Origin of the sequence: Dolichospermum sp. LEGE 00240, assembly GCF_015207875.1 — a bacterium.
Taxonomy (GTDB): Bacteria; Cyanobacteriota; Cyanobacteriia; order Cyanobacteriales; family Nostocaceae; genus Dolichospermum; species Dolichospermum gracile.
Window position 1 is genome coordinate 21,155 of record NZ_JADEVZ010000006.1, and the last position, 20,249, is coordinate 41,403.

General features: G+C 40.4%; 20 protein-coding genes. 16 read left to right on the forward strand and 4 right to left on the reverse strand.

Features of this window, described 5'->3' with window-relative positions; genetic code table 11:
- The 14 genes from IQ226_RS03115 to IQ226_RS03175 all read left to right on the forward strand — a co-directional run bounded on the left by IQ226_RS03115 (window position 1) and on the right by IQ226_RS03175 (window position 13,559).
- On the forward strand, window positions 1–777 hold the full coding sequence (locus tag IQ226_RS03115) for a YqcI/YcgG family protein (protein WP_193891979.1): 777 nt from the start codon (window positions 1–3) through the stop codon (window positions 775–777).
- A gap of 10 nt (window positions 778–787) precedes the next feature.
- Window positions 788–1,564 carry an N-acetyltransferase gene (locus IQ226_RS03120; protein WP_193891981.1) on the forward strand — a complete coding sequence of 259 codons (777 nt, stop codon included), beginning with the start codon at window positions 788–790 and terminating at the stop codon, window positions 1,562–1,564.
- A gap of 152 nt (window positions 1,565–1,716) precedes the next feature.
- The gene (locus IQ226_RS03125) at window positions 1,717–2,292 is read left to right on the forward strand and encodes a hypothetical protein (protein ID WP_193891984.1); all 576 of its coding nucleotides are present in this window, start codon (window positions 1,717–1,719) and stop codon (window positions 2,290–2,292) included.
- A gap of 63 nt (window positions 2,293–2,355) precedes the next feature.
- A complete protein-coding gene (locus IQ226_RS03130) occupies window positions 2,356–3,084 on the forward strand; it encodes a phytanoyl-CoA dioxygenase family protein (protein ID WP_193891991.1) in 729 nt (242 codons plus the stop codon).
- A gap of 95 nt (window positions 3,085–3,179) precedes the next feature.
- Window positions 3,180–4,199: an aromatic ring-hydroxylating dioxygenase subunit alpha gene (locus IQ226_RS03135; protein WP_193891995.1), complete on the forward strand. Its 1,020-nt coding sequence runs from the start codon at window positions 3,180–3,182 to the stop codon at window positions 4,197–4,199.
- Window positions 4,200–4,347: 148 nt separating this feature from the next.
- The gene (locus IQ226_RS03140; protein WP_193891998.1) at window positions 4,348–5,097 is read left to right on the forward strand and encodes an SDR family oxidoreductase; all 750 of its coding nucleotides are present in this window, start codon (window positions 4,348–4,350) and stop codon (window positions 5,095–5,097) included.
- A gap of 52 nt (window positions 5,098–5,149) precedes the next feature.
- Entirely contained in the window at window positions 5,150–5,890 is a 741-nt protein-coding gene (locus tag IQ226_RS03145) for a hypothetical protein (RefSeq protein WP_193892001.1), read from the forward strand.
- Between the two features lie 226 nt (window positions 5,891–6,116).
- Window positions 6,117–7,250 carry an amidinotransferase gene (locus IQ226_RS03150; protein ID WP_193892004.1) on the forward strand — a complete coding sequence of 378 codons (1,134 nt, stop codon included), beginning with the start codon at window positions 6,117–6,119 and terminating at the stop codon, window positions 7,248–7,250.
- A gap of 61 nt (window positions 7,251–7,311) precedes the next feature.
- Window positions 7,312–8,331 carry an aromatic ring-hydroxylating dioxygenase subunit alpha gene (locus IQ226_RS03155; RefSeq protein ID WP_193892007.1) on the forward strand — a complete coding sequence of 340 codons (1,020 nt, stop codon included), beginning with the start codon at window positions 7,312–7,314 and terminating at the stop codon, window positions 8,329–8,331.
- A gap of 46 nt (window positions 8,332–8,377) precedes the next feature.
- A complete protein-coding gene (locus IQ226_RS03160) occupies window positions 8,378–9,835 on the forward strand; it encodes an MATE family efflux transporter (RefSeq protein WP_193892010.1) in 1,458 nt (485 codons plus the stop codon).
- Window positions 9,836–9,870: 35 nt separating this feature from the next.
- Window positions 9,871–11,661: a carbamoyltransferase gene (locus tag IQ226_RS03165; RefSeq protein ID WP_255539949.1), complete on the forward strand. Its 1,791-nt coding sequence runs from the start codon at window positions 9,871–9,873 to the stop codon at window positions 11,659–11,661.
- A 41-nt stretch (window positions 11,662–11,702) separates the two neighbouring features.
- Window positions 11,703–12,107, forward strand: a complete 405-nt coding sequence (locus tag IQ226_RS03170) for an SxtJ family membrane protein (protein ID WP_193892016.1) — start codon at window positions 11,703–11,705, stop codon at window positions 12,105–12,107.
- Window positions 12,107–12,271 (forward strand): DUF5989 family protein, encoded by a 165-nt coding sequence (locus IQ226_RS25820; RefSeq protein ID WP_228039215.1) that lies wholly within the window; start codon window positions 12,107–12,109, stop codon window positions 12,269–12,271. Before IQ226_RS03170 ends, IQ226_RS25820 begins: the two co-directional genes overlap by 1 nt.
- Window positions 12,272–12,281: 10 nt before the next feature.
- Complete coding sequence (locus tag IQ226_RS03175; RefSeq protein WP_193892019.1) at window positions 12,282–13,559, forward strand: SGNH/GDSL hydrolase family protein; 1,278 nt, start codon at window positions 12,282–12,284, stop codon at window positions 13,557–13,559.
- Window positions 13,560–13,707: 148 nt separating this feature from the next.
- Here IQ226_RS03175 and IQ226_RS03180 read toward each other — a convergent pair whose 3' ends face one another.
- Together IQ226_RS03180 and IQ226_RS03185 are read right to left on the reverse strand one after the other, a co-directional pair.
- Window positions 13,708–14,286, reverse strand: coding sequence for a hypothetical protein (locus IQ226_RS03180; protein ID WP_193892022.1), 579 nt, complete (start codon window positions 14,284–14,286; stop codon window positions 13,708–13,710).
- Between the two features lie 126 nt (window positions 14,287–14,412).
- Window positions 14,413–15,294 (reverse strand): 4-hydroxybenzoate solanesyltransferase, encoded by an 882-nt coding sequence (locus tag IQ226_RS03185; RefSeq protein WP_193892025.1) that lies wholly within the window; start codon window positions 15,292–15,294, stop codon window positions 14,413–14,415.
- A 265-nt stretch (window positions 15,295–15,559) separates the two neighbouring features.
- On the opposite strand from IQ226_RS03185, the gene IQ226_RS03190 reads away from it, so the two are divergent.
- Window positions 15,560–16,561, forward strand: a complete 1,002-nt coding sequence (locus tag IQ226_RS03190) for an acetylserotonin O-methyltransferase (RefSeq protein WP_228039216.1) — start codon at window positions 15,560–15,562, stop codon at window positions 16,559–16,561.
- Between the two features lie 204 nt (window positions 16,562–16,765).
- The gene (locus tag IQ226_RS03195; protein ID WP_193892031.1) at window positions 16,766–18,412 is read left to right on the forward strand and encodes a Ppx/GppA phosphatase family protein; all 1,647 of its coding nucleotides are present in this window, start codon (window positions 16,766–16,768) and stop codon (window positions 18,410–18,412) included.
- Between the two features lie 110 nt (window positions 18,413–18,522).
- On the opposite strand, the gene IQ226_RS03200 is transcribed toward IQ226_RS03195, so the two are convergent.
- Together IQ226_RS03200 and IQ226_RS03205 are read right to left on the reverse strand one after the other, a co-directional pair.
- Window positions 18,523–18,978, reverse strand: a complete 456-nt coding sequence (locus tag IQ226_RS03200) for a HEPN domain-containing protein (protein WP_193892034.1) — start codon at window positions 18,976–18,978, stop codon at window positions 18,523–18,525.
- On the reverse strand, window positions 18,975–19,985 hold the full coding sequence (locus tag IQ226_RS03205; protein WP_193892037.1) for a DUF262 domain-containing protein: 1,011 nt from the start codon (window positions 19,983–19,985) through the stop codon (window positions 18,975–18,977). The genes IQ226_RS03200 and IQ226_RS03205 overlap by 4 nt, the downstream gene beginning before the upstream one ends.
- Window positions 19,986–20,249: the final 264 nt, after the last annotated feature.

Genomic DNA, 20,249 nt, shown 5'->3' on the forward strand with positions numbered 1-20,249 from the left:
ATGGTAATCAAGAATTTATGTCCTGACGGAGTTACACCAATCTGGAACAAAAGCCAGATGGAATCCCTTCTTGTAGAGGAGTATCTTCCTGCCTGGGTACGCACTAACTACTCAACATTTGTTGAAACAATGCGCGATCCTGCCTTCCCTTGCTTCTGGGGAACTATCGGGGAACAGAAGGGAATGATTCGATACCTGATTGCCTCATCTTTAACCGAGCCAAGCGTGGTTGAGCATACCCTTGACGGTGTCTACAACTATATTAATGAAGTTAACGAAAATGAATTGCTTCAGCACGAGAATGCTGATCTTCTGACACTTGTTATCTTTTTCCCACCTGAACCAACGGTTCTCACAGTAGAGGAATACTCACGTCAGGCATTTAAATTTTTAAATGCGTTGCACAGCCTTGATGCGGTATCTTGTCCCTGTCATTGGTCCGCCGATCCGCAGTCTCCTAACTGGTCTTATTCTCTAGGAGGGTGTGCCTTATTTGTTAGTGTTTCCACTCCAGCAAATCAAAAGCGGCGATCGCGCCACCTCGGATCGGGAATGACTTTTGTCATCACACCAGTTGAAGTTCTCTTGAGAAAACACGGTGGAGAGAATTCGAGTATCTTTCGCCGCGTCCGCGAGTACGACGGCATTCCACCTCACCCTAACTTATTAATTATGCCTGGGAGTAGCAAAGTCGGTAACGAACTGACAGTGCAAGTGCTTCCCGATGATAACGATAGTGAGATCTCATTTGACTTTCAGTATAAATTTAAGGATTAGCCAACAACCAATGACCATTCAACTTGTACAAGATAATTTAGAGTATGGCTTTGTCACCCCAAACGAAACTTCTGATTTTCTGGAAAGGACAATAAATGTCTTCGATCGAGCATACCCCAAATTTTTGATACATGATGTCTGGGCAGATCCAGACTCCTTATCTCTATTGGAAATTTACCCAGAATTCCAGTTTGGCTTAGTAGAAGCTACTACACAGCGTATGATAGCGCAAGGAAACTGTGTCTCTTTAGCATGGGAATGCCCTTTCGATCAGTTACCGGATGAAGGTTGTGACTGGGCTTTAGCCAAGTGGCTTGAAGACCAAAAACAGAACCGTCCACCTAATGCGTTATGCGTAGTATCAATTTCAATCCTACCGGAGTATCAGGGCAAAAACTTAAGCCAGTATATGATTGGATACATGAAAGAACTTGCTCACTCGCACGGTCTTAGTTCGCTGATCATGGCTGCACGTCCAAGCCTGAAATATCTTTACCCACTGACACCCATAGAGCGTTATATTACCTGGCGGGACAAAAATGGTCTTCTCTTTGACCCTTGGTTACGAGTTAATGTCAAACACGGGGCTAAAATTGCAGGCATATGTTTTAAATCCACGACAATTCGCGATACTATTGCTGGTTGGGAAAATAGAGTCGGAATGCGTTTTCCAGAAACTGGTGACTATATTATTTCCCAAGGATTAGTACCTGTCAAAATTGACTATGCCAACAATATGGGAATATACACCGAGCCTAATGTATGGTTATACTACGACATACATTAATATCCACTAAATCATCGGGATTGCGAGGAAATAAAAGAAATGCTTACAGCGGAACAAAAAACAAGCAATGTTTTAGACACTAACTCTATGGCACACCGCATCTGCTAATATTTCAAATAATAATTAATACAAAGGAGGAAAAATCAAATATTATGATAAATATCGAACAATTTCGCCAAAATATAGAGGATTGGATTATCAATGTTGTCAGCATTCCCAATCCTCTAACAGGAAATTTTCCACCCTGTCCTTACGCTAAGGCAGCTTGGTTGAATAACCGCGTTAGTCTTCGTTGGTTTCATGGATCTGAACTGCCAGAGCTTCTAATGGAACAGAGAAAAAGGTGGAATGATGACTTTGAGATGGTGATCTTTGGCTGCGACCCTCAAAACCTGGATGCACAGACGTTGGAAAAGTACATTACGGAGGCGAATTATGTATTACCAGAATACGATTTGGTAGCTTTAGCATCGCATCCAGACAAACAGTATGTCGGTGATGACCCGAATAACGTGAATAACGTAATCATAACTCACCCCAAGTACGTCTTAGCATCAGTACAGTCATTCAGCCAGTTACAAGAGGCTAGTGATGAATTATTTAGATTGGGATATTTTCAGTACTGGTCTGAAGAAAAATTAGCTGAAATGAAGGCGGAGCGAGCTTATCAAAAACTTTCTTATAGCCAGAGAAAGAACAGCCGCAGGATAATTCCTACTTACCATTGATTATTAACCTGATTATGGTGAGACGATCCACTAAATCATTTGGATTGCGAGGAGAAAAAACAGATGCTTACAGTCGAACAAAAACAAGCTTACGTAAATGATGGTTATTTCACGCTAGAAGAAACTGTACCAAAAGCGTTAGTTGAAGAAATACGGCATGAAGTAGAACTTATTACTGAACAAAAACGTGGGGGAGTATTGCCGGGTGACTATGAATGGTGGTCTGATTATACTATCCCTGATCCAATTAAGTATCAAAAGATAATTCAGAGGCTTTTAGATCTGCCTACTGTGATGGAACCAGTGCAAGCTCTAATTGGCTCTGATATCTTGCTATTGATTAGCGATCTAGCAATAATCCGTGCGGGTACAGGATACATTGCCTGGCATCAAGACCATCCTTATATAGTTGAAGTGTTAAATGCACATCATAAATTCAAGTTAACAGGTGACTTAAATGAGGATGATTTTCGATTGTTGATTCCATTAGCCAATCAATCAACGCTATTTATCACTATATATTTACAGGATACCGATGATGCTATGGGTACGATGCGAGTTATACCAAGTAGCCACCAACCAGAACATTCATTCGATCCGTCTTCTGCTGATTCAGTGGATACAGAAATATGCCTTCCATGTCCTGGAGGAGCCGCAATGTTTTATACACCAACTGTCTGGCACACCGCAGCTGCCAATACTTCAACTACCAATTACTGGATGCTAACTCTGATTTTTACAAAGAACAACATCAAACCGCTGGTGGTGGATGCTTTGAAAGGTAGAATATAGCGATCGCAGGCTCAAACATAAAGTTAAATAATGTCAAAATTAATGTCAAATTTTCTGACCTATGCCTTGCTGGCTGGTAAAACTAGGAGACAATCATGACAACTGCCGATCCAATCTTAATCAACAACTGGTACGTAGTCGCAAAGGTAGAAGATTGTAAACCAGGAAGTATCACCACAGCTAGTTTGTTGGGAGTTAAATTGGTACTATGGCGCAGTGATGAACCTAATTCACCCATACAAGTATGGCAAGACTACTGCCCCCACCGAGGTGTGGCTCTGTCTATGGGAGAAATTGCGAATAATACCTTGGTTTGTGCGTATCACGGATGGAGATACAATGAAGCTGGTAAATGCGTACAGATCCCGGCTCACCCTGACATGATACCCCCAGCAAGTGCGATCGCCAAGACCTATCATTGCCAGGAGCGCTACGGCTTAGTGTGGGTATGCTTAGGGAACCCTGTGAATGATATACCTGAGTTCCCCGAATGGGACGATCCAAATTATCACAAGACTTATACTAAGTCTTACTTGATTCAAGCTAGTGCGTTTCGTGTGATGGATAATTCCTTAGATGTATCTCATTTTCCTTTTATTCATGACGGTTGGTTAGGCGATCGCAATTATACAAAAGTTGAAAACTTTGAGGTGAAACTAGACAAAGATGGCCTGACTATGGGTAAGTATCAATTCCAGACATCAAGGATTGTCAGCCATATCGAAGATGACTCATGGGTTAATTGGTTCAGGCTTAGTCATCCTTTATGTCAATACTGCGTTTCCGAATCTCCTGAAATGCGGATTGTGGATTTGATGACCATCACACCGATTGATGAAGACAACAGCGTATTGCGGATGTTGATAACGTGGAACGGATCTCAAATGTTGGATTTTAAAACATTGGAGTCAAAGATGCTAACTGAATATGACGAAACAATAGAAGAAGATATTCGGATCCTACATGCCCAACAGCCAGCGCGTTTACCACTGTTAACCCCAAAGCAGATAAACACGCAATGGTTGCCACAGGAAATTCATGTTCCATCAGATAAATGCACAGTCGCCTATCGTCGATGGCTAAAGGAACTAGGCGTAACTTATGGTGTTTGTTAACCTCAGTTGCATGGCACGAAGAAAACCCATAGTGTTTATTTTGTAGGCACTTTTAGCTTTTGTATATAAAAATTACCAAAAAACAAAATCAAGTACAAAGGGCAATTATTACATATCCCATGAGCAAAACGAAAATAAGGAGTGACTGATGGCAGGTAAATTAGATGGAAAAGTAGCGATTATTACTGGAGCTTCCTCTGGTATTGGAGCGGCTACAGCCTTCGCCTTGGCTGCGGAGGGGGCAAAAGTCGCGATCGCCGCAAGACGTGCTGAATGTTTGGATGTACTAGCAAAACAGATCGCAGCCAGTGGCGGTCAGGCATTACCTATTGTTACAGATGTTACAAATGAAGCTCAGGTAAATAACTTAGTCCAAAAGACCAATCGAGAACTTGGACATGTGGATATTCTGGTGAATAACGCAGGAATTGGTGTATTTGGTACAATTGATACGGGGAATCCCGCAGACTGGAGACGAGCATTCGATGTGAATTTTCTAGGAGTTTTATATGCTATCCACGCAGTTTTACCTCTTCTCAAAGCCCAAAAATCCGGGCATATAGTCAATATATCTTCTGTCGATGGCAGGATAGCGCAAGCTGGTGCTGGAGTTTATAGTGCTACAAAATCGGGTGTCAATGCTCTTTCAGAAGCACTACGCCAAGAAGTGTATAAAGACAACATTCGCGTTACCATCATTGAACCAGGTTTAGTCCATACACCATTCATTGACTTAATTTCTGACCCCATCACCAAACAGCTTAGTGAAGAACAACTTCAGACAATAACACCTTTACAAAGTGAGGATATTGCCAGAGCTATAATCTACGCGGTGACACAACCCGATCATGTGAATGTAAATGAAATTTTGATTCGACCAACTACAGAAGGTAATTAGAGATGTTTCTAAAATATGATACACATGTCCCAATTATCGGTTCCTAAAAAAAATGAAAACAAACAAACATATAGCTATGTGGGCTTGTCCTAGAAGTCGTTCGACTGTCATTACTCGTGCTTTTGAGAATTTGGATGGATGTATTGTCTATGATGAGCCTCTATTCGCCCCATCTGTCTTTATCACAACCTACACGAATATTAACAGTCGTACATTAGAAGAAGAAAACTTAAAGCAATTATTGGCGCAAAATAATTTTGAACCGGACATCAAGAAAGTTATAGAAAAAATAACTGGAAATTTACCGGACGGAAAATTATTCTCATTTCAAAAAATGATAACAGGTGACTATAGATCTGAATTTGGAATAGATTGGGTAAAAAAACTAACTAACTTCTTTTTGATAAGGCATCCTCAAGATATTATTTTGTCTTTCGATATAGCGGAGAAAAAGACAGGTATTACAGAACCATTCACACAACAAATGATTGGGATGAAAACACTTTATCAAGTTTTCCAACAGATTGAACTTATTACAGGACAAACACCTTTAGTTATTCACTCAGATGATATAATTAAAAACCCTCCTTCTGCTTTGGAATGGCTGTGTAAAAACTTAGAGCTTGCATTTGATAAAAGGATGCTGACATGGAAAGCAAATCTAGAAGATTCCAATTATTTATTGTATAAACAATTATTTGCTAATTCTGAGTTTAGCAGTTCAGAAGCATGGTTTGAAACTTTAAGATTGTCCCAAACCAAACATTTCTCCCCTATGAAAAGAAGGAGATAAAATTACCAGATCACTTAATACCTCTGCTAGATGAATCCATTCCTTACTATGAAAAACTCTTACAGCATTGTCATAGTTTTGAATGGTCAGAACACCGAGTTTGATCATAACCGTTCAGACAGGGAATAAAAACGCAATTAGGGAGATATGAACAATAAAATATCCAGCCGTGTAAACTCCAGTGAATAATGATATATATGCTATTTATCGATTAGGAAAACAACTTATGACCAATCAAAATAACCAAGAATTAGAGAACAATTTACCAATCGCCAAGCAGCCATGTCCCGTCAATTCTTATAATGAGTGGGACGCGCTTGAGGAAGTCATTGTTGGCAGTGTTGAAGGTGCAATGTTACCTGCCCTAGAACCAATCAACAAATGGACATTCCCTCCTGAAGAATTGGAATCTGCCCAAAAGGTACTCTCTGAGACAGGAGGAATTCCCTATCCACCGGAGATGATTGCATTAGCACACAAAGAACTAAATGAATTTATTCACATTCTTGAAGCAGAAGGAGTCAAAGTTCGTCGAGTCAACCCTGTAGATTTCTCTGCCCCCTTCTCCACACCAGCTTGGCAAGTAGGAAGTGGTTTTTGTGCCGCCAATCCTCGTGATGTTTTTTTGGTGATTGGCAATGAGATTATTGAAGCACCAATGGCAGATCGCAACCGCTATTTTGAAACCTGGGCGTATCGAAAGCTGCTCAAGGAATATTTTCAGGCAGGGGCTAAGTGGACTGCAGCACCGAAGCCACAATTATTGGACGCACAGTATGACTTAAATTTCCAGTTTCCTCAAACAGAGGAGCCGTCGCGCTTTGTCGTTGCAGAGTTTGAACCAACTTTTGATGCAGCAGATTTTGTGCGCTGCGGACGGGATATTTTTGGTCAAAAAAGTCATGTCACTAATAGGTTGGGCATAGAGTGGTTACAACGCCACCTGGAAGACGAATACCGTATTCACATTATTGAATCGCATTGTCCAGAAGCACTGCACATTGATACCACCTTAATGCCTCTTGCTCCCGGCAAAATACTAGTTAACCCAGAATTTGTAGATGTTAATAAATTGCCAAAAATCCTGAAAAGCTGGGACATTTTGGTTGCACCTTACCCCAACCATATCCCCCAGAACCAGCTGAGATTAGTCAGTGAATGGGCAGGGTTGAATGTACTGATGTTAGATGAAGAGCGAGTCATTGTAGAAAAAAACCAGGAGCCGATGATCAAAGCACTCAAAGATTGGGGATTTAAGCCTATTGTTTGCTCGTTTGAAAGCTACTATCCCTTTTTAGGCTCATTTCACTGTGCAACGTTAGATGTTCGCCGACGCGGAACTCTCCAGTCCTATTTTTAATGTTTATTTTAATTATCGTTTCACAAGAGTGACATAGAGTGGTAAAACTTAGGAGACAATTATGACAAATGCCGACCTAATCTTAATCAACGACTGGTACGTAGTCGCCAACGGAGAAGATTGTAAACCAGGAAGTATCACCACAGCTAGTTTGTTAGGAGTTAAGTTGGTACTATGGCGCAGTCATGAACAGAATTCACCCATACAGGTATGGCAAGACCACTGTCCCCACCGAGGTGTGGCTCTGTCTATGGGAGAAATTGCGAATAATACTTTGGTTTGTGCTTATCACGGATGGAGATACAATGAAGCTGGTAAATGCGTACAGATCCCGGCTCACCCTGACATGGTACCCCCAGCAAATGCACAAGCCAAGACCTATCATTGCCAGGAACGCTACGGCTTAGTGTGGGTCTGTTTAGGGAACCCTGTGAATGATATACCTTCATTCCCCGAATGGGATGATCCGAATTATCACAAGACTTGTACTAAGTCTCACTTGATCCAATCTAGTGCATTTCGTGTGATGGATAATTTCATAGATGTATCTCATTTTCCTTTTGTCCACGATGGCGGGTTAGGCGATCACAACCACGCACAAGTTGAAGACTTTGAGGTGAAAGTAGACAAAGATGGTATTACTATGGGTAACCTTCAACTCCAGATGCCAAGGTTCAACAGCAGTATCAAATATGACTTATGGACTCTTTGGCAAAGGATCAGTCACCCTTTATGTCAATACTACATTGCGGAATCCTCTGGAATTCGGACGGCGGATTTGATGCTGGTAACACCGATTGATGAAGACAACAGCTTGGTGCGGATGTTGATCACGTGGAACTGCCCTGAAATTTCGGACTTTAAAACATTGGAGTCAAAGCTACTAGCCGAATTTGACGAAACAGTAGAACAAGATATTCCGATCATATATTCCCAACAACCAGCGCGTTTACCACTGTTACTGCCAAAGCAGATAAACACGCAATGGTTGTCACAGGAAATCCATGTGCCATCAGATCGCTGCACAGTCGCCTATCGTCGATGGCTAAAGGAACTAGGCGTAACTTATGGTGTTTGTTAACCTCAGTTGCATTGAGTGTATTAAATAAACGCAAGATATTCAAGATATGACAAATCCCCAAATAAGATTGGCAGAAATAACATCAAAAGGATATAAGTCAGCAATTATATCAGAAGCACGAGTCAGCCTACAATTGGCAATTCCCTTAGTCATTTCGCAAATGTGCGAAACGGGTATTTATACAGTGAATGCAGTCATGATGGGTTTACTTGGTACACAAGTTTTGGCTGGTGGTGCTTTGGGTTCGCTCGCTTTTTTGAATTTCTTATTTACCTGCTATGGTATTACCTCAGCAGGAGGAGCACAAGCAGCCGAGGCTTTTGGGGCAAACAAAATAGATCAAGTTAGTCGTATTGCTTCTGGACAAATATGGCTAGCAGTTGCCTTGTCTTTACCTGCAATGCTTCTGCTTTGGCACGGCGATACTATATTGCTGCTGTTAGGTCAACAAGAAAGCACTGTATTACTGGCAAAAATCTATTTACAGACAATTGTGTGGGGCTTTCCTGCTGCACTTGGTCTTCTCATATTAAGAGGCATAGGCTCTGCTGTCAACGTCCCCCAATTGATGACTGTCATTATGCTGGCTGGGCTAATATTGAATGCCTCTGCAGATTATGTCTTAATGTTCGGTAAATTTGGTCTTCCTCAACTTGGTTTAGTGGGAATAGGCTGGGCAACTGTTCTGGTTTTTTGGGTTAGTTTTATAGCGGGAGTTATCTTACTTATTTTCTCCCCAAAAGTTAGAGATTATCAACTTTTCCGCTATATGCATCAGTTTGATAAACAGACGTTTGTCAAAATTTTTCAAACTGGATGGCCCATGGGGATTCAATGGGCGTCAGAAACATCACTATTGAACGTCTCAGCTTGGCTAGCAGGATATTTAGGAACAGTAACATTAGCAGCCCATGAGATTGCAGCCCAAACAGCAGAGATGGCGATGGTGATACCACTCGGAGTCGGCAATGTTGCTGTCATGAGAGTAGCTCAGACCCTGGGAGAAAAAAAACCGTTGGGTGCAAGAAGGGCAGCATCAATTGGGATTACGATTGGTGCCATTTTTGCGAGTGCTGCGGCACTCATTTTCTGGTTGCTTCCCTATCAAATCGCGGGAATTTATTTAAATATAAACAATCCAGAGAATATCGAAGCAATTAATACAGCAACTTCTTTTCTCGCTTTGTCGGGATTATTCCAAATTTTTTACAGTATTCAAATGATTACTGTTGGAGCTTTGATAGGGTTGCAAGATACGTTCGTTCCAGTGTTAATGAACTTAGTTGTCTGGGTTCTTGGCTTGGCAGGAAGCTATTTCATGGCAATCATTTTAGGTTGGGGAGGTATCGGTATCTGGTTAGGTATGGTTTTGAGTCCACTCCTATCTGGAGTCATTTTAATGGTTCGTTTTTATCAAATGATTGCCCATAAGATTGCCAATAGTAATAACGGGGAAGAGAGTCAAATTATACCCGCCGAAAAGGTGTTGAAATGCATATCTTAGGAATTTCAGCTTACTACCACGATAGCGCTGCCGCTATGGTTGTCGATGGCGAAATCGTTGCCGCAGCCCAGGAAGAACGTTTTTCAAGACGAAAGCACGATGCTAGTTTTCCTATTGGAGCGATCGCTTACTGTCTAAAACAAGCAGGAACCAAGTTACAACATATCGATCAAATTGTTTTTTACGACAAGCCATTAGTCAAGTTTGAGCGATTGTTGGAAACCTATTTAGCCCATGCGCCAAAAGGATTTAGCTCGTTTATCACAGCCATGCCAATCTGGCTAAAAGAAAAGCTTTACCTAAAAACAATCCTAAAAAAAGAATTGGCACTCTTGGGGGAGTGCAAAACTTCTCAATTGCCGCCTCTATTATTTACCTCACATCACCAAGCCCATGCGGCTTCTGCTTTTTTTCCCAGTCCTTTTGAGCGTGCTGCCGTTTTGTGCTTAGATGGTGTAGGAGAGTGGGCAACCACCTCCGTTTGGATGGGATTGGGGCATCAACTCACACCCCAATGGGAAATTCATTTTCCCCACTCCCTCGGTTTGCTTTATTCAGCCTTTACCTACTACACCGGATTCAAAGTTAACTCAGGTGAGTATAAACTTATGGGTTTAGCTCCCTACGGCGAACCCAAATATGTAGACCAAATTCTCAACCATCTGTTGGATCTCAAAGAAGATGGCACTTTTCGGTTGAACATGGACTACTTCAACTACACGGTTGGGTTAACCATGACCAATCATAAGTTCCACAATCTGTTTGGGGAACCACCACGCCAAGCAGAAGGAAAAATCACCCAAAGAGAAATGGATCTAGCCAGTTCCATCCAGAAGGTGACTGAAGAAGTGGTACTGCGTTTGGCGAAAACTGTCAAAAAAGAACTGGGTGCAGAGTATCTATGTTTAGCAGGTGGTGTCGCCCTCAATTGCGTAGCCAACGGACGAATTCTGCGAGAAAGTGACTTCAAAGATATTTGGATTCAACCCGCAGCCGGAGATGCAGGTGGTGCAGTCGGAGCAGCATTAGCGATTTGGCATGAATACCATGCCAAACCCCGCATTCCAACAGCAGGCGATCGCATGAAGGGTTCTTATCTTGGACCTAGCTTTAGTGAAGCTGAGATTCTCGAGTATCTCAACTCTGCTAATATACCTTACCAGCGACTCGCTGATAGCGAACTTATGCCTCGCCTCGCAGAAATTTTAGAACAGGGAAATGTTGTTGGCTGGTTTTCTGGGCGAATGGAGTTTGGTCCGCGTGCTTTGGGGAGTCGTTCGATTATTGGCGATTCACGGAGTCCCAAAATGCAATCGGTCATGAACCTGAAAATTAAATATCGTGAGTCCTTCCGCCCGTTTGCTCCTTCAGTCTTGGCTGAGCGAGTCTCCGACTACTTCGATCTTGATCGTCCTAGTCCTTATATGCTACTGGTAGCACCAATCAAAGAGAATCTGCACATTCCCATGACACAAGAGCAACAGCAGCTATTTGGGATCGAGAAGCTGAATGTTCCTCGTTCCCAAATTCCTGCGGTCACTCATGTTGATTACTCAGCTCGTATTCAGACAGTTCACAAAGAAACCAATCCTCGTTACTATGAGTTAATTCGTCATTTTGAGGCACGAACTGGTTGTGCTGTCTTGGTCAATACTTCGTTTAATGTACGCGGCGAACCAATTGTTTGTACCCCCGAAGATGCTTATCGATGCTTTATGAGAACTGAAATGGACTATTTGGTTATGGAGAATTTCTTGTTGGTCAAATCTGAACAGCCACAGGGAAATAGTGATGAGTCGTGGCAACAAGAATTCGAGTTAGATTAACTCAGGAGTGAATATTTCCCACAAAAAAGTAGTAAATAAAGATGGAACAGATAAAGGAACTTGACCAAAAAGGATTGCGTGAATTTGGACTGATTGGCGGTTCCATAGTGGCAGTTTTATTTGGCTTTTTACTACCAGTTATACGCCATCATTCCTTGTCAGTTATCCCTTGGGTTATTGCAGTAATTCTCTGGATTTGGGCAATAATCGCACCCGCAACTTTAAATTTTGTTTACAAAAACTGGATGAGGATTGGACTTGTTTTAGGTTGGATACAAACACGAATTATTTTAGGGGTTTTATTTTACATAATGATTACCCCAATAGGATTGATGAAGCGGCTTTTGAATCAAGCTCCAATGATGCGAAGCTTAGATCCAGAGTTGCCCACTTATCGCCAATTGAGCAAGTTAAGAACTACAGAAAGTATGGAGAAACCATTCTAATGCTAAAAGACACTTTAGATTTTCTTAAAGACATTGGCGGATTTATTAAAGAACGAAAAAACTACTTGTTGATTCCCCTGATTTTCACACTGGTATCCTTGGGGGCGCTAATTGTGTTCGCTCAATCTTCTGCGATTGCGCCGTTCATTTACACTCTTTTTTAAAAATTGCCATATGAGTAACTTAAAGGGTTGGGTAAAGACTGCATTGATCGGAACGTTGATTTTCTGCGGGCTAATCTTTGGAGTGGTGTTCGTTGAAATTGGTTTACGTATCGCTGGGATCGAATACATAGCATTCCATACCATTGATGAACAAAGAGGTTGGGTAGGGCGACCTCATGTTTCCGGGTGGTATCAAAGCGAAGGTGAAGCTTACATCCAGATGAATAGTGATGGCTTTCGAGATCGAGAACACATCAAGGTCAAACCAGAAAATACCTTCAGGATAGCGCTATTGGGAGATTCCTTTACAGAGGCTTTGCAAGTGCCGTTGGATCAAGATCTTGCGGCAGTTATAGAACGAGAACTAAGTAGTTGTACAGCTTTGGCTGGACGAAAGCCGGAAGTGATTAATTTCGGGGTTACTGGTTATGGAACAGACCAAGAACTAATTACCCTACGGGAGAAAGTTTGGGACTATTCACCTGATATAGTAGTGCTGGATTTTTATACTGGCAACGACATTGTTGATAACTCCCGTGCTTTGAGTCAGAAATTCTATGTTAATGAACTAGGTTCACTAAAACCGTTTTTTATCTTTCAAGACGGCGAGCTGGTTGTTGATACTTCGTTTGTCAATACAGATAATTATCGCTCAAAGCTGACATGGTGGGGCAAAACTTATATGAAAATAAAAGACCACTCACGGATTTTACAGGTTTTGAACATCGTACAAGATGCTCTTAACAACTCTAATAGGGGGTTTTCTGCTCAAGCAATAGAGGAGCCGTTATTTAGTGATGGAAAACACGATCCAAAGTTGAGCGGGTTTTATGATATCTACAAACCACCTACTGACCCTGAATGGCAACAGGCATGGCAAATCACAGAGAAACTGATTAGCTTAATGCACGATGAGGTGATTGCCAAAAAAGCAGATTTTGTAGTTGTTACTTTTGGCGGTCCATTTCAACGCGATCCTTTAGTGAGTCACAAAGAAATGCAAGCATTTGGTGTGACTGATTGGTTTTATTCTGAGAAGCGAATTACAGCTTTGGCTGAGGGTGAGGGCTTCAGTGTACTTAATCTCAGCCCGACTTTGCTGGACTATACCGAACAAAACAATACTTGCCTATACGGGTTTGACGATAATCTTGGCTGTGTAGGGCATTGGAATGCTTCGGGACATCAGTTGGCAGGAAAAATGATTGCGTCTGGGCTTTGTCAACAAGAAAGGCAGAAAGCAGTCCCGATGGCTAGATTGTACCCAAGCGGGAATTTTGTACGCTAAGAAAAACTCTGTTTTTATTCCCACCATTTTATTCACTTCTTCTACTAATTTTTGCCTAATTACCTGGTCAATTTTTTTTTGCCTTTTTCCACTTTTTCACCAAGCCCTATATAAATTCTATTCTTCAGGGCTTAAATTTCCTCCTTTTTTACCATTTTTCCGCCCAGTAGATAATCTCTGAAGATGTTACATCAATTGCGACTCCATGACTATTCCCATGATTCCATTTTGAGCCAGGTTGGCCTTTATCTTCAGCTTTTAATACTAATATTTCATAACTGCTAGGAAAAGTTTCTGTTTCTGAATCGCTAGTATAAAAGAATGTTGTTGGTACGCCGTTGGGTTGATTACTATGATCATTTGTATTCCCACCCCGGTATTGATGCTGAGAGATTTTTTTGTATTGTTTCAGGAGGTTTTCAATCTTTGCTTGTGGTTCTTTGAGACGAATTTGCAAAGAACTACTTTCGGGTGTGATTCCGGGAGAATAAGCCATTTGTAAAACTTGAGCATCACTAGGAATTTGTCCGGGAAAATGTTGAATTTGTTGAAGATCAGCCCATTTGTGATGACGAATTTCTTGATATTGTGATGTATCTGTAATTAGCTGTAGTTGTTTGGTTTTACTAGTAGCTTTATTAATCAGAAAACCGCCAATAACTAGACCAAAACTACCCAAGGACAGTAAAATTATTGTAGCGAGTTTAACTAAAATAGATTGCTTCATTTGGTTGGGTTGCATCTAGCTGGTAGATTAATATCCCAACCTTTAAAACAGTAGTCCTGATAGTTTTGAATCTAGCCTGAGTTAGATTGACAGGAAAATTTTCATTTGGTTAAATTGATGACAAATTTAAAAAGAACCAATGATCATTCCTGCCAAAATTAGAAAACCAATCCAGACGTTTTGACGAAACATTTCCCCATAGGCAGGATGAGGTATTTCTGGCTGTTGTAAGCGGATAATTTGCCAAATCCAAGCAATGGTAGCGAGGATTAAACTGATCCAAAATGCTGTATTTAAGTGAACGAAGAAACCTACTCCAGCTAGGAGAATAACTGTCCCCATGAGGAAAATAGCGATCGCTGTCGGGGCATATTTACCAAAGAATATAGCGCTAGAATTAATACCTATACGTTGATCATCTATGCGATCGCTCATTGCATAGATTGTATCAAATCCTAATGTCCATAGTACCGTCGCCCCCCAAAGTAACCACGTCGGTGCTGTAATATTGGCTGTAACTGCACTCCAACTAATTAAAACCGCAAAACCCCAAGCTATGGAAAGTACCAATTGGGGAACGGGAAATACCCGTTTTGCACCAGGATACAGGACAATCACCGGAACGGCAGCTACGGACAACCAGAAGCTTAATGGATTAAGATAGAAGGCGATAACTGCGGCACAGGCGAGGGAGACTATCCCCACCACAATCCCAATTTTAACGGAAAGGGCGCGAGATGCCAGGGGGCGATCGCGTGTTCTTTCAACTTGGGGATCAATATCTCTGTCCCATAAATCATTAACCACACAACCAGCCGCACTGGTGGCCATACTACCGCAAATAATTACTCCTACTAGGGGCATAGGCGGTTTACCAGCAGCGGCTAAGAATACAGCCCATAATGCGGGTATCATCAGAATTAACCTACCTTCCGGTTTATTCCACCTTAACAGCCGGATAATTACAAGCCATAATGGTTCTTGGTTGGTTTTTGGTGTTTTCAACATATGAGACGATTGTGCATAGTACCTTGATTACACCATAATTTCATTAGCCATAAACAATCAGGTACTTTGCAAACAAATAAAGTTAAGTAAGTAGGCGTTAAAAATTATCTTTATAGCAATGCAAGCAAAAGTAAATAGGTTTTTAGTGATTTTACGTTTTTTCACAGAGTTTGATTTTATCGTGTTAAACTACTTAAGTGAAGAATAATTATCACTAACAATGGAAATTACCACTGTTTCACCCCAGTCCATGGACTTGATGCAAATGCTTACAGGGTATTGGGTGTCTCAATCCATTTATGCCGCCGCGAAGCTAGGCATTGCTGATTATATTACTGATGAGGAAAAGAGTTATATTGAACTTGCAAATACAACTCAAACCCATGAAGAGTCCCTTTATCGTCTTTTGAGAGCATTGGCGAGTGTAGGCATCTTTATTGAGACAAGTCCTGGGTATTTTGCTACAACTCCCATGGCAAACCTGCTCCGTAGTGATGTGCCTGATTCATTACGAGATGTAGGAATTATGCTAGGTGATATCGAACATCAATTAAGTTGGGGTAATATTGTCCACGCTGTTAAAACAGGTGAGAGCGGATTTGAAAAGTCATTTGGCATGAATCTGTTTGACTATTACTGTCAAAACCCGGAGGCTGGGGATATTTTTGATCGATCTATGACCGGTTTTTCTAAAATTGAAGCTGCCGGGGTAATTACTGATTATAACTTTACAGGAATTAACAGTTTAGTTGATGTGGGTGGAGGGATGGGAAGTTTACTAACCTCGATTCTCCAAGCTTATCCGCAAATGACGGGGATATTATTTGATTTACCTCATGTGATTGAGCGGGCTAAATTAAGTATAGCAAATAAAAGAGGTAATACTGACGATGAAACAAGCGATCGCTACCAATTAGTTAGCGGTAGCTTTTTTGAGCCATTGCCACCCAAACAAGACGCTTATTTGCTCAAGCATATTATTCATGATTGGGATGACGAAAAGGCGATCGCCATTTTGCAACAATGTCGTCAAGCGATGGCAGCCCATAGTAAAGTTTTAGTAGTGGAGTCAGTTATACCTTCAGGTAATGAGCCTTTTCCCGGCAAATTTATGGACGTTAATATGTTGGTGATGTGTACCGGAGGCAAGGAAAGAACCGCTGAAGAGTTTTTCGATATATTTAAAGAAGCTCAACTTGAATTAGTGAGAATTGTGCCAACGCGAGGAATGGTAAGTGTTGTAGAAGGGCAAGCGATAGGTGGCTAATGTTCCCGAAATATCTGAGTAATTAACTGAACTGGTATTGAGTTTTTTTCTGTAGTTAACAATTAAAAATACGGATTGGGCAGGATTTTTGTGAACTTTGTAACAGTTAGCTAATTTATAGTCTCCATTAATGTAATTAATCTATTTTGATAATGGGGAGACCTCAAGACGATATTTTTATCTATTTTTCGAGCGATAATCCAGATGCTAAATTTAATCCCTGTTGACAACAGAAATCTACTCAATCAACCAGTTCCAGAAAATCAGATGATTGCGGCTATTGATATTGGTACAAATTCTCTACATATCGTAATAGTAAAAATTGAAGCTGCTTTACCATCTTTTACCATTATTGCCAGAGAAAAGGAAACGGTGAGATTAGGCGATCGCAATTTAATGACTGGCGACTTAAAACCAGAAGTTATGAGTAAAGCGATCGCCTGTTTAGGCAGATTCAAAACCCTTGCTGAAAGCTTAGGAACAAATAGCATTGTGGCTGTAGCGACAAGTGCCGTCCGTGAATCTCCCAATGGCAAAGAATTTCTTCATCAAATCGAAACTGAAGTTGGCTTAATCGTTGACTTGATTTCTGGACCCGAAGAAGCCCGTCGCATCTACTTAGGTGTCTTGTCGGGGATGGAATTTAACAACAAACCCCACATCATCATTGACATTGGTGGCGGTTCAACAGAATTGATTTTAGGAGACAGCGAAGAACCCCGTAGTCTCACCAGTACCAAAATTGGTGCAGTGCGCCTAACCGGAGAATTAATCGCCTCAGATCCCATCAGCGAAACCGAATTTAAATACCTCCAAGCCTACGCTAGAGGAATGCTAGAACGTTCTGTCGAAGAAGTCCAAGGAAAACTCAAAATTGGCGATTCTCCCCAGTTAATTGGCACATCTGGGACAATAGAAACCATTGCTACCATCCATGCGCGGGAAAAATTAGGTCTTGCTCCCTCCACCCTCAACGGCTATCAATTCAGTCTTCAAGACTTGCGAACCTGGGTGAATCGCCTCCGCAAAATGACCAATGTGGAACGGGCAGCGATCGCCGGGATGCCAGAGAAGAGGTCAGAAGTAATACTGGCAGGGGCAGTAATTTTACAGGAAGCGATGACCTTGTTAGGAGTCGAATCCTTAACAGTCTGTGAACGTTCTCTTCGAGAAGGCGTAATTGTAGACTGGATGCTGACTCATGGCTTCATTGACAACAGACTACGGTTTCAAAGTTCCATTCGAGAACGCAGTGTATTAAAAACTGCCAAAAAATACCAAACTAACTTAGAACATAGTCAGCGAGTTACCGCTTTTGCGTTAGATATATTTGACCAAACCAAAGGACAACTACATTATTGGAATGCAGATCAACGCCAATTACTATGGGCTGCTGCCATTTTACACAATTGTGGTCACTATGTCGGTCATTCATCACACCACAAACATTCATACTACTTAATTAGAAATAGTGAATTACTCGGTTATAACGAAACCGAAATCGAAATCATCGCCAATATAGCCCGTTATCACCGCAAATCTCCACCCAAGAAAAAGCACGACAGCTATCGAAATCTACTCCACAAAGAACATCGAACAATGGTTAATCAACTCAGCGCCATTTTAAGATTAGCTGTGGCTTTAGACAGAAGACAAATAGGAGCTATTTCTTATATTAAATGTGACTATATTCCCAACTTCAAAGAATTTAAGATGTCCATATTTCCATCTACCATTGATGATGAATGTTCCTTAGAACTGTGGAGTTTAGATTACAAAAAAGGAGTTTTTGAAGAAGAATTTGGTTTAAGATTCGTAGCAACATTAATGAATACAGCACATTTTATCTGAACTACATCTTAGCCCCCTCATTGCTTGCGGGGAGGGGGTTTGGGGGTGGGGTTATTGTACCTCATAACATCTAGAAGTGCTGTATATTCATGAAATCTGCAGAGGAATAGTTACTTGATTATTTCCTCCAAAATTTCTACAGCCTTTTTGACATTATTATAGTAGCTCAATATATTGTGGTAGCTCATACCTATACTTTTACCATGAGCTATTTTGTGGCGATTTTCAACCACATTATCTATAGCGGTTTTTATTTGATCATTTATTTTATTAGTGAATTCATTTGCCCAATCTGAGCTAAATTCAAGCAATATTCTTTTAATTTTCTCTGTTTTACAGTTTGTTATATCATCTATCTTTTTTCCAACAAATTTTTGAATATTGACTGAAGCTTTATTTTCACAATATTTTTCTAATAAAACTCTCAAAGATTCCTCAATGAATCCTGATACCAATATACATAAATATTTTGACCATTCACTTTTAATCTCTAGTTCTTCAAAAAGGGCAACTTTTTTAAATAGATTATCTATTCTCTGACGATGAGCTAATATAGATGGATTCATAAATGAGTATTTCTATAAAGCTCTTCCACATACTCCAGTCTCTTCATAAGATTTTTTTTACTTGTGGTAGAGTGTTTAGTAAGTGACCAGAAATGCTGATCATTTGTGAGTAATTCGTAGGCTTTTTTGAATTTTGAGCATTCCAAACCTTTAGGAGTTAGAAGCATCAGGCTCTCAAAAAGAAGTGTGTTGAATGATTTTTTAGGATAAAAAACTTCCGATCCTATACAATTTTCAAGAAAATCTATTGTACTGAAAAACAAATTTTTTATTTCATTTTCAGAAATTATATTCAAGTCTTTATTTTCTAACATGAATTTATTAAGAAAATCAATCATATTTCCTGAATAATGCACTAAATCAAAATGTAGAGCCAAAAATCTTAAAATAAGCTCTTGTCCATTAGAAATAATATCATCCTTATGATAAAGCTTTCTCCAGGTTTCATTATTTGATAAATCTTGAAGCAGTTCACTAAAAGAACCATGATAAATAGCATTGCGAATTTCCTGGGGATTTAAAGGCGTTCCAGTAGTATTCAGTCGTTCAAATAGATAAAATATCCCCCGTGGATCATAACTTTCAGATATGATTATACAGTGGATTATTGCATTATCAAGCTCACGACGCTCGGATGAAGGTAATGTCGAATAAGTTAATCCTTCTAGCTGTTGGACAACACCTTTAAGTTTAAATACTTTTCCATTTGGAAAAAATCCTTGAAAGAAATATTGTAAAGTTTTCAGACGTTGTTGTCCATCTATAACCAGATATTTTTTAGAAAACTTATCTTTAGCGAGAAAGAGTGAAGGACTAGGAAGACCTAATAACAAGGTTTCAATAAAGCGTGATGCTTCTTCTTCTTTCCAAACATACTGTCTCTGAAACTCTGCAATAATAAATTCTTTTTCTTCCATTCGTTTTACTAATGTATCAACAGGAAAATCAGCACCGTAATACTCAACTTCTAGTCTTGGACTTTCGGTTTCTTGTATGTCGTAGTTCATAGGTTATTTATACATTTATACTTACTATATTAGTGCAATGGTTGCACATCCTCTTAGATCGTAGCCCATCTGCCAGTTTATTTAAATTATATCTATCAGATTGCCATAAACCGCGTCTCTGGGTGAACTAACCTTACGGCTAACACCTATAACCAAAAATTATATATGTATAAATATCACAATACAAATTTATTATATTTACGGTTGCACAGCCCTAACCACACCTTGATATATTCACAGAAGTATTTATCAAAACAAAGTAAA

Excerpts from the sequence above, each read along its gene's own strand:
- IQ226_RS03115 (WP_193891979.1), top strand. The coding sequence starts at position 1 with ATGGTAATCAAGAATTTATGTCCTGACGGAGTTACACCAATCTGGAAC.
- IQ226_RS03120 (WP_193891981.1), top strand. The coding sequence starts at position 788 with ATGACCATTCAACTTGTACAAGATAATTTAGAGTATGGCTTTGTCACC.
- IQ226_RS03125 (WP_193891984.1), top strand. The coding sequence starts at position 1,717 with ATGATAAATATCGAACAATTTCGCCAAAATATAGAGGATTGGATTATC.
- IQ226_RS03130 (WP_193891991.1), top strand. The coding sequence starts at position 2,356 with ATGCTTACAGTCGAACAAAAACAAGCTTACGTAAATGATGGTTATTTC.
- IQ226_RS03135 (WP_193891995.1), top strand. The coding sequence starts at position 3,180 with ATGACAACTGCCGATCCAATCTTAATCAACAACTGGTACGTAGTCGCA.
- IQ226_RS03140 (WP_193891998.1), top strand. The coding sequence starts at position 4,348 with ATGGCAGGTAAATTAGATGGAAAAGTAGCGATTATTACTGGAGCTTCC.
- IQ226_RS03145 (WP_193892001.1), top strand. The coding sequence starts at position 5,150 with ATGAAAACAAACAAACATATAGCTATGTGGGCTTGTCCTAGAAGTCGT.
- IQ226_RS03150 (WP_193892004.1), top strand. The coding sequence starts at position 6,117 with ATGACCAATCAAAATAACCAAGAATTAGAGAACAATTTACCAATCGCC.
- IQ226_RS03155 (WP_193892007.1), top strand. The coding sequence starts at position 7,312 with ATGACAAATGCCGACCTAATCTTAATCAACGACTGGTACGTAGTCGCC.
- IQ226_RS03160 (WP_193892010.1), top strand. The coding sequence starts at position 8,378 with ATGACAAATCCCCAAATAAGATTGGCAGAAATAACATCAAAAGGATAT.
- IQ226_RS03165 (WP_255539949.1), top strand. The coding sequence starts at position 9,871 with ATGGTTGTCGATGGCGAAATCGTTGCCGCAGCCCAGGAAGAACGTTTT.
- IQ226_RS03170 (WP_193892016.1), top strand. The coding sequence starts at position 11,703 with ATGGAACAGATAAAGGAACTTGACCAAAAAGGATTGCGTGAATTTGGA.
- IQ226_RS25820 (WP_228039215.1), top strand. The coding sequence starts at position 12,107 with ATGCTAAAAGACACTTTAGATTTTCTTAAAGACATTGGCGGATTTATT.
- IQ226_RS03175 (WP_193892019.1), top strand. The coding sequence starts at position 12,282 with ATGAGTAACTTAAAGGGTTGGGTAAAGACTGCATTGATCGGAACGTTG.
- IQ226_RS03180 (WP_193892022.1), bottom strand. The coding sequence starts at position 14,286 with ATGAAGCAATCTATTTTAGTTAAACTCGCTACAATAATTTTACTGTCC.
- IQ226_RS03185 (WP_193892025.1), bottom strand. The coding sequence starts at position 15,294 with ATGTTGAAAACACCAAAAACCAACCAAGAACCATTATGGCTTGTAATT.
- IQ226_RS03190 (WP_228039216.1), top strand. The coding sequence starts at position 15,560 with ATGCTTACAGGGTATTGGGTGTCTCAATCCATTTATGCCGCCGCGAAG.
- IQ226_RS03195 (WP_193892031.1), top strand. The coding sequence starts at position 16,766 with ATGCTAAATTTAATCCCTGTTGACAACAGAAATCTACTCAATCAACCA.
- IQ226_RS03200 (WP_193892034.1), bottom strand. The coding sequence starts at position 18,978 with ATGAATCCATCTATATTAGCTCATCGTCAGAGAATAGATAATCTATTT.
- IQ226_RS03205 (WP_193892037.1), bottom strand. The coding sequence starts at position 19,985 with ATGAACTACGACATACAAGAAACCGAAAGTCCAAGACTAGAAGTTGAG.